At 62.6% G+C, this 14615-nt stretch carries 14 protein-coding genes; 7 read left to right on the forward strand and 7 right to left on the reverse strand.

Features of this window, described 5'->3' with window-relative positions; genetic code table 11:
• The first annotated feature begins 101 nt into the window (after positions 1–101).
• The 5 genes from APH36_RS20400 (at position 102) to APH36_RS20420 (ending at position 4973) form a co-directional block, all read left to right on the forward strand.
• Positions 102–1352, forward strand: coding sequence for a dienelactone hydrolase family protein (locus tag APH36_RS20400; protein ID WP_060500037.1), 1251 nt, complete (start codon positions 102–104; stop codon positions 1350–1352).
• A gap of 3 nt (positions 1353–1355) precedes the next feature.
• The gene (locus tag APH36_RS20405) at positions 1356–2141 is read left to right on the forward strand and encodes an SDR family oxidoreductase (RefSeq protein ID WP_060500038.1); all 786 of its coding nucleotides are present in this window, start codon (positions 1356–1358) and stop codon (positions 2139–2141) included.
• A gap of 78 nt (positions 2142–2219) precedes the next feature.
• Complete coding sequence (locus APH36_RS20410) at positions 2220–3458, forward strand: styrene monooxygenase/indole monooxygenase family protein (protein ID WP_060500039.1); 1239 nt, start codon at positions 2220–2222, stop codon at positions 3456–3458.
• A gap of 12 nt (positions 3459–3470) precedes the next feature.
• Positions 3471–4004 carry a flavin reductase family protein gene (locus APH36_RS20415; protein ID WP_104834937.1) on the forward strand — a complete coding sequence of 178 codons (534 nt, stop codon included), beginning with the start codon at positions 3471–3473 and terminating at the stop codon, positions 4002–4004.
• A gap of 36 nt (positions 4005–4040) precedes the next feature.
• Positions 4041–4973 (forward strand): transporter, encoded by a 933-nt coding sequence (locus tag APH36_RS20420; protein ID WP_060500041.1) that lies wholly within the window; start codon positions 4041–4043, stop codon positions 4971–4973.
• 170 nt (positions 4974–5143) lie between these two features.
• On the opposite strand, the gene antC is transcribed toward APH36_RS20420, so the two are convergent.
• Genes antC through antA form a run of 3 tightly spaced genes read right to left on the reverse strand, consistent with a single transcriptional unit; the run spans position 5144 to position 8063 of the window.
• On the reverse strand, positions 5144–6175 hold the full coding sequence (gene antC / locus APH36_RS20425) for an anthranilate 1,2-dioxygenase electron transfer component AntC (RefSeq protein WP_060500042.1): 1032 nt from the start codon (positions 6173–6175) through the stop codon (positions 5144–5146).
• A gap of 11 nt (positions 6176–6186) precedes the next feature.
• Positions 6187–6678: an anthranilate 1,2-dioxygenase small subunit gene (gene antB, locus APH36_RS20430; RefSeq protein ID WP_060500043.1), complete on the reverse strand. Its 492-nt coding sequence runs from the start codon at positions 6676–6678 to the stop codon at positions 6187–6189.
• Complete coding sequence (antA, locus tag APH36_RS20435) at positions 6675–8063, reverse strand: anthranilate 1,2-dioxygenase large subunit (RefSeq protein ID WP_164524474.1); 1389 nt, start codon at positions 8061–8063, stop codon at positions 6675–6677. The genes antB and antA overlap by 4 nt, the downstream gene beginning before the upstream one ends.
• A gap of 210 nt (positions 8064–8273) precedes the next feature.
• Here antA and APH36_RS20440 point away from each other — a divergent pair, with 210 nt between their 5' ends.
• Entirely contained in the window at positions 8274–9245 is a 972-nt protein-coding gene (locus tag APH36_RS20440) for an AraC family transcriptional regulator (RefSeq protein WP_060500045.1), read from the forward strand.
• Between the two features lie 18 nt (positions 9246–9263).
• On the opposite strand, the gene APH36_RS20445 is transcribed toward APH36_RS20440, so the two are convergent.
• The 4 genes from APH36_RS20445 to APH36_RS20460 all read right to left on the reverse strand — a co-directional run bounded on the left by APH36_RS20445 (position 9264) and on the right by APH36_RS20460 (position 12375).
• The gene (locus tag APH36_RS20445; protein ID WP_060500046.1) at positions 9264–10289 is read right to left on the reverse strand and encodes an AraC family transcriptional regulator; all 1026 of its coding nucleotides are present in this window, start codon (positions 10287–10289) and stop codon (positions 9264–9266) included.
• Positions 10290–10500: 211 nt separating this feature from the next.
• Positions 10501–11196 carry an anti-sigma factor domain-containing protein gene (locus tag APH36_RS20450; RefSeq protein WP_060500047.1) on the reverse strand — a complete coding sequence of 232 codons (696 nt, stop codon included), beginning with the start codon at positions 11194–11196 and terminating at the stop codon, positions 10501–10503.
• The gene (locus APH36_RS20455; RefSeq protein ID WP_060500048.1) at positions 11193–11741 is read right to left on the reverse strand and encodes a sigma-70 family RNA polymerase sigma factor; all 549 of its coding nucleotides are present in this window, start codon (positions 11739–11741) and stop codon (positions 11193–11195) included. The genes APH36_RS20450 and APH36_RS20455 overlap by 4 nt, the downstream gene beginning before the upstream one ends.
• Before the next feature lie 100 nt (positions 11742–11841).
• Entirely contained in the window at positions 11842–12375 is a 534-nt protein-coding gene (locus APH36_RS20460) for a DUF3455 domain-containing protein (protein ID WP_060500049.1), read from the reverse strand.
• Between the two features lie 293 nt (positions 12376–12668).
• On the opposite strand from APH36_RS20460, the gene APH36_RS20465 reads away from it, so the two are divergent.
• Complete coding sequence (locus APH36_RS20465) at positions 12669–14570, forward strand: potassium transporter Kup (RefSeq protein WP_060500050.1); 1902 nt, start codon at positions 12669–12671, stop codon at positions 14568–14570.
• Positions 14571–14615: the final 45 nt, after the last annotated feature.

Raw genomic sequence — 14615 nt, forward strand, 5'->3', positions numbered from 1 at the left:
AATTTCCCGCACTCAACGGATAATTCACGCACCTCCCGGACAGCCCTTTGATTTCCAGCGCCTGAATATGTCTCCATCCCCCCGCGACTGGAGACATAACAATGAAGGGCCAATACATTACCCTCGCTGCCGATTCCGGCGAGCACTTCCAGGCCTACCTGGCCACGTCGATCGATGGCCATGGCCCGGGCGTGGTGCTGTGCCAGGAAATCTTCGGTGTTAACGCGGCCATGCGCGAGGTGGCTGACCACCTGGCGCAAGAAGGCTATACGGTGCTGGTGCCAGACCTGTATTGGCGCCAGGAGCCAGGCGTGGACCTGGGCTATACCGAAGCGGATTTTCAGCGTGCCTTCGCCCTGTATCAGGCATTCGACGAGGCACTGGGTGTACGCGATATTGCCGCCAGCCTGCGGCATCTGCGCAGCATGGAGGCTTGCAGCGCGGATGGCCTCGGTGTGGTCGGCTATTGCCTCGGCGGCAAGCTTGCCTATCTGGCGGCGTGCCGCTTGCCCGAAGTGGCCTGCGCCGTGGGTTACTACGGTGTGGGTATCGAGAACGCGCTGCATGAACTGGAAGGCCTGACAGGCCGGCTGGTGCTGCATTTTGCCGAACAGGATCAGTTCTGCCAGGCCGATGCCCGCGAAACGATCATCCGCGCACTGCATCAGAAGCCCGGCACCGAGGCCTATGTCTATCCGGGTGTCGACCATGCGTTCGCCCGTCCAGCAAGCGACCACTACCACAAACCCTCGGCCTTGCTCGCCCATGAACGCAGCATCGCAGCGCTGCGCCGTACCATCGGGCCGGACTACAACCTGTCGGCGCTGTGGGATGAACATGTCCGCCACGAGTTCGCTACCCGCGACGTGCCGGCGACCATGGCAACCATGGTCCCCCAGCCTTACGTCAACCATATCCCGACCATGACAGGTGGTGTCGGCTATCGCGAGCTGGCGCGGTTCTACCGTTACCACTTCGTGCATGGCAACCCGAAGGACATGGCACTGACGCCGATCTCGCGCACTGTCGGTGCGTCGCAGATCGTCGACGAGTTCATCATGAGCTTCACCCACGATCAGGAAATCGACTGGATGCTGCCGGGCGTGGCACCCACAGGGCGGTTTGTCGAGATCCCGATGTTAGGTGTGGTCAAGTTCCGCGGGCCGAAGCTCTACCACGAACATATCTACTGGGACCAGGCCAGCGTACTGGTGCAAATCGGCTTGCTCGACCCTAGCGGCCTACCAGTGGCCGGTGTGCAGACTGCGCACAAACTGCTCGACGAGACGCTGCCGTCCAACACCCTGATGCCGGGTTGGGCCAGTAGCGCCAACCTACCGATCGAGGGTTGAGCCATGAGCATGAACCTGGCAGGTAAGGTGGCGGTGATCAGTGGCGGTGCGACCCTGATCGGAGCGGCGGTGGCGGAGGTATTGGTGGCTGCGGGGGCACGGGTGGCACTGTTGGATATCGACCCGAAAGGTGCCGACGTAGCGTCAAGTCTTGCTGAGGCATGTCTGTTTGTGCCGCTGGACCTGACCGACGATGCGGCCATCGAGCAGGCGGTCGGCACAGTGAAGCAGTGCTGGGGCCGGGTCGACATGGTGATCAACCTGGCTTGCAGCTACCTCGACCAAGGCTTGGCTTCTGACCGGGCAGAATGGCTGCGGGCCCTGGACATCAACCTGGTGTCGGCGGTGCAGCTGGTGCGTGCACTGCACGACGAGCTGAGGGCCAACAGCGGGGTGGTGGTCAATTTCGCCTCGATTTCCGCTGGCTGCGCGCAGACCGGGCGCTGGCTGTACCCGGTGTCCAAGGCGGCCATCAAGCAGTTGACCCGCTGCATGGCCATGGACCTGGCCGGCGACGGCATCCGGGTCAATTCGGTGTCGCCGGGCTGGACCTGGTCGCGGGTCATCGCCGAGGTCAGCGGCGGTGATCGCAACAAGGCCGACCAGGTGGCCGCCGACTATCACCTGCTGGGGCGCCTTGGTGACCCCGCCGAGGTGGCCCAGGTGGTGGCCTTCCTTTGCTCGCCAGCGGCCAGTTTCGTCACGGGTGCTGACTACGCGGTGGACGGTGGCTACTCGGTAATGGGGCCGGAGCGCAATGTTCCGGCCATTCCAAGGCTGGCCGAATAAGGCTGGCGAAAGCGTGTTTCCAGCGCGCACCAAGCGCGCTGTTTTTCACAAAAACAATCCTACAATGGGAGTTACTCCATGCGTCGCATCGCTATCGTCGGGGCCGGCCAGGCCGGCCTGCAACTGGGGCTCGGGCTGCTTGCCCAGGGCTACCAGGTGAGCATTACCACCAACCGCACCGCTGAACAGATTCGTACCGGCAAGGTGATGTCCAGCCAGTGCATGTTCAACACCGCCTTGCAGACCGAACGGGACCTGGGCCTCAACTTCTGGGAAGAACAATGCCCCGCCGTGGAAGGCATCGGCCTCAGCGTCCCGCACCCTGAACAGCCGGGCAGCAAGGCGATTGACTGGAGTGCGCGCCTCGAACGCTACGCCCAAGCCGTGGACCAGCGCCTGAAGATGCCGGTGTGGATGGATGAGTTCGTCCGCCGTGGCGGCGAGTTGACCATCCAGGACGTCGGTGTCAAAGAGCTGGAAGCGTTGGCTGTCAGCCACGACCTGGTGCTGCTGGCGGCGGGCAAGGGCGAGATCGTCAACCTGTTCCCCAAGGATGCCGAGCGCACCTGCTTCAGCCAGCCGCAGCGGGCGTTGGCGCTGACCTACGTGAAAGGCATGACGCCGATGTCGCCCTATTCGCGGGTGGCCTTCAACCTGATCCCCGGCGTAGGCGAGTACTTCGTGTTCCCGGCGCTGACCTTGAGCGGGCCGTGCGAAATCATGGTGTTCGAAGGCGTGCCTGGCGGGCCGATGGACTGCTGGCAAGACGTGCAGAGCCCCGAGCAGCACTTGCAGCGCAGCCTGGAAATTGTTCGCCGCTATGTGCCTTGGGAGGCCGAGCGTTGCCGCAATTTAGAGCTGACCGATGCGGGAGGTGTGCTGGCCGGACGTTTTACGCCGATGGTGCGCAAGCCGGTGCTGGAGCTGCCGTCAGGCCTGCCGGTGTTCGGCATGGCCGATGCCCTGGTGGTCAACGACCCGATTACCGGCCAGGGCTCCAACAACGCTGCCAAGTGCAGCAAGGTCTACCTCGATGCCATCGTTGCTCATGGCGACCAGGCGTTCACCCCGCAATGGATGGTGCAGACCTTCGAGCGTTACTGGGACTACGCCCAGCACGTGGTCGGCTGGACCAACAGCATGCTGCTGCCGCCCCCCGAGCACCTGCTGAAACTGCTCGGCGCTGCCAGCAAGTCCCAGGCGCTGGCCTCGATCATCGCCAACAACTTCGATGACCCGCGGCAGTTTGCTCCCTGGTGGTTCGATGCCCAGGCCTGCCAGGCCTTTGTTGACAAGCTGTGCCAGCAGGCAGCCTGAGGAGCCATGAGCATGAACGCAATGCATTTGCCTGACAATCTGATCGCCGCCGACAGCAGCGAGCCACGGGCCCTGCGCAACCTGCTTGGGCAGTTCGCCACGGGGGTTACGGTGGTCACCACCCGGGCGAGCGACGGTCGCAAGGTGGGGATGACCGCCAATTCGTTTTCCTCGGTGTCGCTGGAGCCGCCGCTGGTGCTCTGGAGCCTGGCGCGCACGGCGCCGAGTGTGAGCGACTTCCTGGCCGCCAGCCATTTCGCCATCAATGTGCTGGGCAGCGACCAGCACGGTTTGTCCGGGCACTTTGCGCGGCCTTCGTCAGACAAGTTCGCTGGCATCGAGCATGTCGAGGCCACCGCCGGCGTGCCGCTGCTCGACGGTGCCATCGCTACCCTGGTGTGCCGCAACGTCACCCAGTACGAGGGCGGCGATCACCTGATCTTCCTCGGTGAAATCGAGCACTACCGATACAGCGGCGGAGAACCGCTGGTCTTCCATGCCGGGCAGTACCGGGTCGCCGTCGCGCACCCCGAACTCGGCCGTTGAGTCTCCTGCCACCAAAAACAACATTCGGAGCCTTGCATGAATAACATCCGTTACCTGGCCTGCGCCCTTGCGCTGGGCAGTGGTGCGGCCCAAGCGTATGACCTGCCGGTGGTCAACCTGGGCCTGACCAGCTTTCTCGACGGCGGCCTGCCGGCGGGGCCGGGCTGGTACCTGCAACAGTACTTCCAGAACTACAGCGCGAACCGGCTGGTAGACAAGAACGGCGACAAGCTGGGCTTGCCGAAGACCCAGCTGGACTATCAGGTGGCGGTGACGCAGGTCAGTTACCTGTCTGAGCTGCGCGTTGGCAACGCCAGCCTGGGCCTGAACACGGTGTTGCCTATCGTCACCCGGATGAAAGTCGATGACGGTTTGAACAACGCGGCCCTGAAGGACCAGGGCGGGGTGGGTGACTGGCTGATCGGGCCGTTCATCCAGTTCGACCCGATCATGGGGCCGGACGGCCCACGCTTTGTCCACCGCATCGAATTGCAGGTCAACCTGCCCACCGGCGAGTACAGCGACAAGAAGGACATCAACCCCGGCAACAATGCGGTTTCTTTCAACCCCTACTGGGCGGCGACCTATTGGTTCACCCCCGACTGGACCGCCTCGGTGCGTGCGCATTACCTCTACAACTTCAAGAACCACGACCCCAACTACGGCTTTGGCGATGCCGACGATATTCAGGCTGGCCAGGCGCTGCACGCCAACTTCGCTACCGAGTATGCGGTCACCCCGCAACTGCGCCTGGGCATCAACGGGTACTGGCTCAAGCAGATCAGTGACACCCGGGTAGATGGCCATGAAGTCTCTGGGCGCCGGGAAAAGGTCTGGGCAATCGGGCCGGGTGCGATGTACAGCTTTTCCAAGGACGATCACCTCGTGTTCAACGCCTATTTCGAGCAGGACGTGGAAAACCGCCCGGACGGATCGCGGTTGCAGGTGCGCTATATCCACCACTTCTGATCGAGGCGGTGTTCGCCTCTTGATGAAGGTTTGGCCTGCCCATTTGGCAGGCCTTTTTTTTGAAGAGTGCGTGGCACAGCAGAGCGTGCCCCCGGAATGCATTGAGCCCGGGCATTCCAAGAAATGCCCAGGCTCATTGTGTTTACCTCTGTTGTGCCGTTATTTCAGGGTTAGCGCCGGCTGGCGCTTTGCAGGAACTTCTCGGCGTAAACCTGCACCCCGGCCGAGGCCTGCTCGGTGACCCAGTTTTTCACGGCTTCGACCATGGGGGGCGGGCCGCACAGGTACATGTCGAACGGCGTGGCAACCAGTCGCTCACGGTCGAAGTGCTCATGAATGTAACCGCGCCTTCCGGTCCAGCTGGCGCCGGGCTGGCTGACCACGGGGGTGAACTCAAAGCCGGGAATACGCGCGCGCAGGGCCTCCAGGCGCGCGGTTTCGCACAGGTCGGCTTCCTGGTTGACACCGTAGAACAGCTGGATCGGGTAGCCGCAGTCACCGCGCTCGGCAATCTCGTCGAGCATGCCGAGGAACGCCGACAGGCCAGTACCGCCCGCCACCATCACCAACGGCCGTTCCACCTGACGCAGGTAGAAACTGCCCAGCGGCGCCTCCAGCAGCATTTCCATGCCGGGCGTGCAGTGCTCGCGCAGGAAGTTGCTCATCACACCGTCTGGCAGCAGGCGAATCAGGAACTGCAGCTGGTTACCAGGGTTTGGCCTGTTGGCGAATGAATAGGCACGGCATTGATCGGTGCCGGGCACTTGCAAGCGGGCATACTGGCCGGGCAGGAAGTGCAGGGTGTCTGGCTGCTCGCTGGCATCCAGGTGCAGGATGGCGGTGCTGGCCGATACCAGCTCCACATCGGTTACGCGGCTGCGCAGCAGCAGGGGTTCTCCAGCATGGCAATGGCTGGAATCGTGGTCGAAGTAGAAGGTGGCATCGGACTGCACGCGGGTCTGGCAGGCCAGTACCTTGCGTTGGGCCAGGTCGTGGGGGCTCAGGGCCTCGTCGTCGACGTAGTCCTGCTCATAGCGACCGGCCTCGCAGCGGCCCTGGCAGGTGCCGCAGACGCCTTCGCGGCAGTCCAGCGGCAGGCTGATGCCTTGGCGCAGTGCAGCGTCGAGCAGCAGTTCGCCGGGCTTGACGGCAATGAAGAAGGTCTTGCCGTCGGCGAAGCTGAGGGCAACGTTATGGGTCATGCTGGCGGCCCTCAGAGGTGGTAGAAGTCGAGCACGGAATCGATGGTGTCGTTGAGCAGCAGTACATGCTTGCGGCGAATGCGGAACGTTTCGCCGGTCTGTCGCAGGCGATAGGTGCAGTGGCCGAAGAAACTGCTCTGCTGGCCCTGACGGGTGTACAGGGTGTGCCAGGCCACGCGTGCTTCGAATTCGTTGTCGCCCAGCATACGCAGCCGCAGGTTGCTGACCTGATGCAAGGTGCGAGGTAGCGGCGTGGAAGCTGCGGACTTGCCAGTGCGCAGGCGGAATACCCGGTCTTCCAGGCCGGAGCGGTCGGCGTAGTAGATGTACGACAGGCCCTGGTCCGGGTCTTCTACATAGCGGTGCTCGCTGATCCACTGCGGCAGGTGGAATTCGCTGTCTGCATCGAACAGCTCCAGATAGGCGTCCCAGTCCTGGGCGTCGCAGAGTTCGGCCTTGCGGATCAGGAATTGTTCGATGGCGTAGTGCTGGGTGATGTTCATGCCTGAACCTCCTTGAGTTGCAGCGCGCGGCGGGCCAGGCCTTCGAGCAGCAGACGCTGCCAGGTGCCGTGCTGGTTGACGTAGAGCCCTTCGTGGGTGAATTCGCGGCCAGTCAGCACCGGTTGAATGCCCAGCGCCTCGCTGTTGGGCGTGGGGCCGTCTGCCCAGCGGTGATGGCCTCGCGAGATGTCGCTCCAGCGTTCCAGGCGGGCCTGGAAACCGCGCTGCTGCTCGCGGAACTCCACCAGGTCGTCTGGCGTGCCCATGCCCGAGACGTTGAAGAAGTCCTCGAACTGGCGAATCCGGTTGCGCCGGTCGGCAGCGGACTCGCCCTTGACTCCGATGCACTGGCTGATGACCTCGGTCTTGTTCCAGGCCACCGGGCGGACGATGCGCAGCTGCGAGCTGATCTGGTCCATGAAGAACAGGCTCGGGTAGATATTGAGGTTGCGCAGGCGGTGCATCATCCATTCGGCGCGAGTCTGCCCGTATTCCTCGACCAGCCTCGGCATGACGCTGTCGTAACCGGGGCGTACGGCGGGGTTGGGCATGTCGCTGAACAGCAGGCTGTGGCCGTTGTGGAAGGTAAACCAGCCGTCGTCGGTCTCGGCATCACCAGCGCCCAGCTTGCTGTAGTCCAGGGTGCTGCCGCTGCCGCCTTTTTCCGCGTTGACCTGCTGGCGGTGCTGCACGGTAGACACGTAGTTGTAGTGCACGGTGGACACGTGATAACCGTCCAGGCCGTTCTCGTTCTGCAGCTTCCAGTTGCCGTCGTAGGTGTAGGTCGATTTGCCGGGTAGCACTTCGAGTTCGCCGGTGGGCGACTGGGCGACCATCATGTCGAAGAAGATCCGTGCATCACCCAGGAAGTCTTCCAGCGAGTCGTTGGCGTTGCTGTCGAGGCTGATGAAGACGAAGCCCTTGTAGCTCTGGATACGCGCCTTGCGCAGGCCTCGGGTGGCCTTGTCGAAACCTTCCGGGTATTCGCCGGGGGCCTTGACCTTGACCAGCCGGCCATCGCTCTTGTAGCACCAGGCATGGAACGGGCAGGTGAAGGTGGATTGGTTGCCCGCGCCTTGGCGGGTGAGGGTGGCGCCGCGGTGCTGGCAGGCATTGATCAGCGCATGCAGCTCGCCGTTGCCGTCACGGGTGATGATCATCGGCTGGCGGCCGGCGCGCAGGGTGATGAAGTCGTTGGGCTTGGCGATTTCACTTTCGTGGCAGGCGTAGATCCACTGCTTCTCGAAAATCAGCTCCATCTCCAGGTCGAACAGTTCTGGCTCGGTGAAGATATCGCGGGCGACGCGATAGACCCCCTCGACGGGGCGAAAGTCCAGGCAACCCTGGACGTAGGTTTGCCATTGGGTCAGGCTGCGGGCGCTCATCAGGCGTGTCCTCATTGTTGGGGTTGTGTGCACGATTGAAGCGCTGGCAGCACATTCGCTCTAGCCACTTAATGGGCGTTGATCAGCCATTTTTTCCGGCGTTGCAGTGCGTGGATGACACGGTTGCAAATAGCTGCAGAAAATGGATAGTGGCGAGGCCGTACTGCGCCGGACAATTGAGCCAGACCATTGTTTTGACGGGAGATGCCCATGCACAGCGTCGCTGCCACGCTGCACAATCGCTGTGCCGAACTGGGCCTGGCCCAGCAATGGATGAGCGAGATCTGCGGCCCGCACCAGTTGCGCTCCCGGCACCCGGAGCAGCTGTGCTTCAGCCACCTGGGCACGCGCCTGCCGGCGTTGGGCACGGTACTTGGGCGTATCGCCTACGGCACGGAGGTGAACATCGATATCCGCTCCCTCGATGCCTACAGCATCAGCCTGCCTCTGCGCGGGCGGCAGCGCCTGCGCAGCGGGCGGGACCAGGTGCGATCCGACGCAGCATGCGGCCTGGTGGTGTCACCCCTCGAAGCCCATTCGCTGGAGCTGGGAGGGGACTGCGAGAAACTTCAGGTGGTGATCCGCCGGCAGGCCCTTGAGGAAGTGGCCGAAGCCTTGTTGCAGCGGCCGCTGGCCGAGCCAATCCGTTTTCGTGCAGAAATGGATACCGGGTGCGCGGCGGTGGCCGCCTGGTGGTTGAGCATCCGGCAGGTGCTGGAGCACTGGCCGCAGATGAGCGCGCTGTACGGTCAGCCGCGTCTGGCGCGCGACATGGAATGCCTGCTGATTCGGGGCCTGCTGCTGGCCCAGCCGAGCAACTATTCGGCGGAGCTGGAGCCGGGCGCAATGGAGCGCGTTCCAGAGTATCTGGTGCGTGCCCGCCAGTTTCTTCACCAGCATGCCCGCGAAACCTTGCGCCTGGATGATCTGGAGCAGGTCGCGGGGGTGTCGCGAGAAAAACTCTACGAGGCTTTTCGCCGCCATCATGGGCTGACACCCATGGCCTACCTGAAGCATCATCGGTTGGCAGCGGCGCGCAGTGCGCTGTTGAATGGCGGAGCCTCGGCCAGTGTCTCCAGTGTGGCGCTGGAGTGGGGCTTCAGTCATTTGGGTCGCTTTGCCAGCGATTATCGCAAGGCGTTCGGTGAGTCGCCATCCGCTACACTGGCGCGATTGCGCTGAGGCAACCGCGCCGTCCCCTCAGGACGCTCGAAACCGTCGGGTCGCCGAGGGCAGTTCCCCATAGCGACGTTTGTACTCCTGAGCGAACCGCCCCAAGTGGGCGAAACCCCATTTGAACGCCACATCGGTCACTGAAGCCTGCTCGTTGCGCGCCAGCTCCTCATGCACCTGTTCGAGGCGCAATTCGCGCAGGTAGGCCATCGGGCTGGTATTGCGGAAGGTGCGAAAGCCCGCGAACAAGGTGCGCACACTGACGCCAGCCTGTTCGGCCAGCGACTCGACGCTGAGCGGCTCGTGCAGGTGTTCTCGGATAAAGGCCTCGGTGCGCTTGATGAAGTAGGGCGAGACAGTGCTTTCTGCCGGGCGGTCGAGGTTGTCCAGCGCACTGTGGGGCTGGCCATACAGCAGCGAATTGAGCAGTGCCGATTCAAATTGCTTGAGCACCAGCGGTTGGTGCAGCGGGTGTTCCGGGCTGCCGATGGCGGTGACCAGGGTGTTGAGCAGTTGCAGGAAGTAGGCGGCGCCCGGGCGCGAGAAGTCCAGGCGCGGGTCGAAACGCGGCAGGCGCTGGCTGGCTTGTGGGATGTGCTGGCGGCAGTGGTAGGCCATGTCGGCCTGTTCGATACGCAGTGTCAGTTGCGGCGCACCACCTTGCCAACGCATGCGCGCCGGCAGGCTGGGTGACAGCAGCGAGGCTACCAAGGGAGAGGATTCGAACTCCATGCCTTCGCAGAGGATGGTCGCGCCACCGTGGATGGGGATCTGGACCAGGTAGAAATCCTCAAGCCGCCCTGGGTCGATATTGACCTCCGTCGCATACTCCAGGCGCCCCAGTGACAGGCCCCCACGGACCACATGGTGCATGCTTGCCGCTACCGTCTCGCCAGTGCGAACGGCGGACAGCTCATGGGGTTTGAATATCCGCCCGACACTGCTGCGCACGTTGTCCAGGTCGTAATGCAGGAATAACTGGTTCTGTTCGGTGAACAGTTGCAACTCACTGAAGCATTCACCACTCGCAAGGCTTGTATCGTTGATGATCATTGTCACCTCTCGTTACACAGGCAATCATGGCTGCACCGTTCTGGCCCGAGGGGTCTGCAGTTACCGGACGGTGGTTGCAGTATTCGGATAACGCCAAAGCGGGAGTGTGATTGTGGGTACCGATCACCGTCGGCTTGGCACTTACGTAGCAAGGACCAGACCAACCTGTGAGTGAGGGTATGCCAGGCCGAGCGTCGGGTCTTCAGGCGCCTCAGATTACTTTCACCGCGCGCCCAATGAATTGCACCGGGCCAGTCGGCCGCCCTGTTGGGGAACCGCCCAGCTTCTCCAGCGTCAGCTCGAAGAGTTGATTGGGCTCCAACGCAGGCAGCTTGTCGAGCGGCACGTCGGTCTGTTGCCCAGGCCTGATCAGGCCAAGGGAGACGGGCGCTTTCCATTGATCGCCCTTGGTCCAGAACTGCAAGACTTTGTCCGGCGGCACCTCGGTTTTGCCCAGGGGGATGAGCTGAATCTGGTGTGTGTCACGGGCCTGGATCACCCAGCCAGGTGCCTGGGTGGTGGGCGCTACGAGCACCACCAGGTAGGTGGTTGTCGGAGGTTGCGCAGTCACTAACGCCAGGGCCAGCAATACGCTCGCGGCCAGACTCGTGGCGGCCAAACCTTGCCACAACCCCAGGCGTTGCCACCACGAAGGGCGGGCAGGGCGGTCACCCAGGCTGCGCTCGATCCGCTGCCACAACCTGCTGCTGGGCGGCTGGGGCGTGGCCAGCGTGTTCAGCTCCAGCAACCGGTTCTCCCATGCGTCTACCGCATCGCGTAATGCGCGGTCGGTGCCCAGGCGCCGGACCACCACGGCATGCTGTTCGGCCGATAATGTGCCCAGCACATACTCCCCGGCCAGCTGGTCGAGGTCATCAAAGTTTTCGGCGCCGGGTTCGGTCGTCATTCCATGCACTCCCGCAGCGCTTTCAGGCTACGTCTGATCCAGGCCTTGACCGTGCCCAGCGGGCTACCGAGCAGGTGGGCGATTTCGGCATGGCTGCAGCCGTCGACATAGGCATGCAGGATGCACGTGCGAGGAGCAGGCTCAAGTTGATCGAGGCAACGGTGAACCTTTGCCGAGTCAGCCAGCAATGCCATGTCATTGTGTTCGGGTGCCATTGCCGCCATGGCATCAATGGCGACATCGTCCAGCACGGTTTCTCGACGGGTATCACGTATGAAATTCAGTGCCAGGTGCCGCGTCAGGCTGTAAATCCAGCCCCTTGCCGAACCGCGCGCGGGGTCGAAGGTGGCGGCGCGGGTCCAGATGCGGATGAAGGCATCATGGACTATGTCTTCGGCCATGGCATCGTCACGGGCGATGCGCCGTGCTACACCAAGCAGCCGGGCACCTTCCTGGTCATAAAGCGCCTGCAAGGCGCTGCGTTCGCCCATGGCACAGGCCTCGAGGCAACGCTGGAAGTCGAACGGCGTCGTAGGCAGGTTCAAACCGGTGCGTTCCTTCTGCTGGCAGAAATACCCCGGCCGGCTGGCCGGGGGTGCTCATGAGCGTAGCTGAAGGCTGGCGGCACGCTCGTACGCCCGGCCCTCAGTTGGCGGCCCAGAAGATGTAGTCGGCCTGGTATTTGACGATCTGCTTCTCACCCTTGTTTTGCGCTGTACAGGCGCTTTGTGGTGCAACGCCGCCACGTGTGGCCAGGCGCTGGACGAAGCTGATGCCACTCATGGCACCTTTGCCATCGGCGGGGTTTGCCTTGACCAGTTGATACGGCAGGTCGCCCTTGGCCGCTGGGGCGATGGCCAATTGGGTGCCGGTTATCTTTGAGCCATCCTTCGCCTGCCAGGTGGCGGGCGGGCCGAAATAGTCCCCCACAGGTTTGCCTTTGCGATCATTGAGCACGGCCCTAGGGCCAACAAATGCCCATTCGGCCTGCCCGGGCGCCTCGGCTTTGTCGCGGCATTCGTAGGTGATTTCGCCAACGCCGACGGTTTCTAGCGCCACTTTGTAGCCGCTTGGCACCTTTACGGCATCGGGCACTCCGGTCTGGGCGTGCGCGGCTGGCAGCACCATGGCCAGTACCAGGCCAGAGGCAAGCAGAAACGAGACATGAGTGATGTTCATCGAGTGATCTCCTGGTGGGGGATTGGCAGGGCAAGGATGTGTTGCCCTTGGGTAATACCCACGGGAAGGCCACTTGGATGCAGCAAAATGAAAAAATAACCAAGGGCTCTTCGCCCCGGCAGCCAGCGGGTGAAGGCGGCTGTTCTTTTACGCGGACGGTGAGGCGGCCGACGGTTTTTTTACGCATTCTTTATGCGCTGGATCACGGCCAGGGCCGATACTGGCGCAGCTTTTTCAAGCACCCGAATTCCTACCTACGCCAGAATTTACGCAAAACAGACGAGACGTTATCTGTGAGCCAAACCGCAACTGCTGAAAATCAATCCCACGCTGGCAAGAGCACGGGCGTCGGCCTGCTGGTCGCTGCCGTTGGCGTGGTCTACGGCGACATCGGTACCAGCCCGTTGTACACCCTCAAGGAAGTGTTCAACGGCCATTTCGGCGTGCAGGCCAACATTGAAGGGGTACTGGGCATCCTCTCGCTGGTGTTCTGGTCGCTGATCTGGGTGGTGTCTGTCAAATATGTGCTGTTCATCCTGCGTGCTAGCAACCAGGGCGAAGGCGGGATCATGGCACTGACTGCGCTGGCCAGGCGGGCGGCGCGGCCTTATCCAGTCCTGAGCAGGGTGCTGGTGCTGTTGGGTCTGTTCGGCGCGGCGCTGTTCTATGGTGACAGCATGATCACCCCGGCCATTTCTGTGCTGTCGGCGGTCGAAGGCTTGCAACTGGGCATCGATGGCATTGATCACTGGGTGGTACCGATCTCGGTGGTGGTGCTGGTCGGGCTGTTCGTGATCCAGAAGCATGGCACGGCGCGTATCGGCATACTGTTTGGGCCGGTGATGGTGCTGTGGTTCGTGGTGCTGGGCGCGCTTGGCGTTTATGGAATCGCTCAACGGCCCGAAGTGCTGCAAGCGCTCAGCCCTGCATGGGCCGTGCACTTCTTCGTCGCTCATCCGGGTGTGGGCGTGGCGATACTGGGCGCGGTGGTACTGGCCCTGACGGGGGCCGAGGCACTGTATGCCGACATGGGGCATTTCGGCCGCAAGCCAATTTCCCGGGCCTGGTTCATGTTGGTGTTGCCAGGCCTTGTGCTCAATTACTTCGGCCAAGGCGCGTTGATCCTCAACGACCCAACGGCAGTGCGTAACCCGTTCTATCTGCTGGCCCCCGAGTGGGCGCTATTGCCGATGGTCGGGTTGGCCACCCTGGCCACCATCATCGCCTCGCAGGCGGTGATTTCCGGTGCCTTCTCGCTGACGCGGCAGGCTATCCAGTTGGGCTATGTGCCGCGTATGTTCATCCAGCACACCTCCAGTGAAGAGCAGGGGCAGATCTACATCGGCATGGTCAATTGGGCGCTGATGGTGGGTGTGGTGCTGCTGGTGGTCGGTTTCGAGTCTTCCAGCGCGTTGGCCGCCGCTTACGGTGTGGCGGTGACGGGTACCATGCTAATCACCACGCTGCTGGCCTCGGCGGTGGTGCTGTTGCTGTGGAAGACGCCGCGCTGGTTGGCGATTCCGCTGTTGTTGGGCTTCTTGCTGGTGGATGGTCTGTACTTCGCGGCCAACGCACCGAAGATTCTTCAGGGTGGCGCCTTCCCGGTGATTGCCGGTCTGGCCCTGTTCGTGCTCATGACTACCTGGAAGCGCGGGCGCTCGATCATCTTCGATCGGCTGGACGAGTCAGCATTGCCGCTGGACCTCTTCATTGCCAGTGTGCAGGCACAGCCGCCGCATCGGGTACAGGGTACTGCGGTGTTCCTGACGGCCCGCACTGATGCCGTGCCCCATGCACTGCTGCATAACCTGCTGCACAACCAGGTACTGCATGAGCAAGTGGTGCTGTTGACGGTGGTATCAGAGGATTCGCCGCGGGTCAGCGTGGGCGAGCGCTTCGAGATCGAAGATTTCGGCGATGGGTTCTTCCGGGTAAGCCTGCACTTCGGCTTCATGGAAGAGCCAGACGTACCGCTCGCGTTGAGCCAGTGCGGCGCAGCCGAACTGGACTTCAGCCCCATGCGCACCACCTACTTCCTCAGCCGGGAAACCGTGGTACCGACCAAGCGGATCGGCATGGCCAAGTGGCGCGAGCACCTGTTCGCGTTCTTGCTGAAGAATGCCAACAGTAACCTGAAATATTTCAAATTGCCGTTGAACCGGGTGATTGAACTGGGCACCCAGGTCGAGATGTAAAACCGAGAGCCTGACTTGCGGGCTGCCGAGACGCAGCGTGGCCCG

This window comes from Pseudomonas sp. NBRC 111133 (assembly GCF_001320605.1).
Classification (GTDB): domain Bacteria; phylum Pseudomonadota; class Gammaproteobacteria; order Pseudomonadales; family Pseudomonadaceae; genus Aquipseudomonas; species Aquipseudomonas monteilii.

Coding starts and splice junctions, on each gene's coding strand:
- APH36_RS20405 (WP_060500038.1), top strand. CDS start 1,356: ATGAGCATGAACCTGGCAGGTAAGGTGGCGGTGATCAGTGGCGGTGCG.
- APH36_RS20420 (WP_060500041.1), top strand. CDS start 4,041: ATGAATAACATCCGTTACCTGGCCTGCGCCCTTGCGCTGGGCAGTGGT.
- APH36_RS20450 (WP_060500047.1), bottom strand. CDS start 11,196: ATGACGACCGAACCCGGCGCCGAAAACTTTGATGACCTCGACCAGCTG.
- APH36_RS20445 (WP_060500046.1), bottom strand. CDS start 10,289: ATGATCATCAACGATACAAGCCTTGCGAGTGGTGAATGCTTCAGTGAG.
- APH36_RS20410 (WP_060500039.1), top strand. CDS start 2,220: ATGCGTCGCATCGCTATCGTCGGGGCCGGCCAGGCCGGCCTGCAACTG.
- APH36_RS20440 (WP_060500045.1), top strand. CDS start 8,274: ATGCACAGCGTCGCTGCCACGCTGCACAATCGCTGTGCCGAACTGGGC.
- antB (WP_060500043.1), bottom strand. CDS start 6,678: ATGAACATCACCCAGCACTACGCCATCGAACAATTCCTGATCCGCAAG.
- antA (WP_164524474.1), bottom strand. CDS start 8,063: ATGAGCGCCCGCAGCCTGACCCAATGGCAAACCTACGTCCAGGGTTGC.
- antC (WP_060500042.1), bottom strand. CDS start 6,175: ATGACCCATAACGTTGCCCTCAGCTTCGCCGACGGCAAGACCTTCTTC.
- APH36_RS20415 (WP_104834937.1), top strand. CDS start 3,471: ATGAACGCAATGCATTTGCCTGACAATCTGATCGCCGCCGACAGCAGC.
- APH36_RS20460 (WP_060500049.1), bottom strand. CDS start 12,375: ATGAACATCACTCATGTCTCGTTTCTGCTTGCCTCTGGCCTGGTACTG.
- APH36_RS20400 (WP_060500037.1), top strand. CDS start 102: ATGAAGGGCCAATACATTACCCTCGCTGCCGATTCCGGCGAGCACTTC.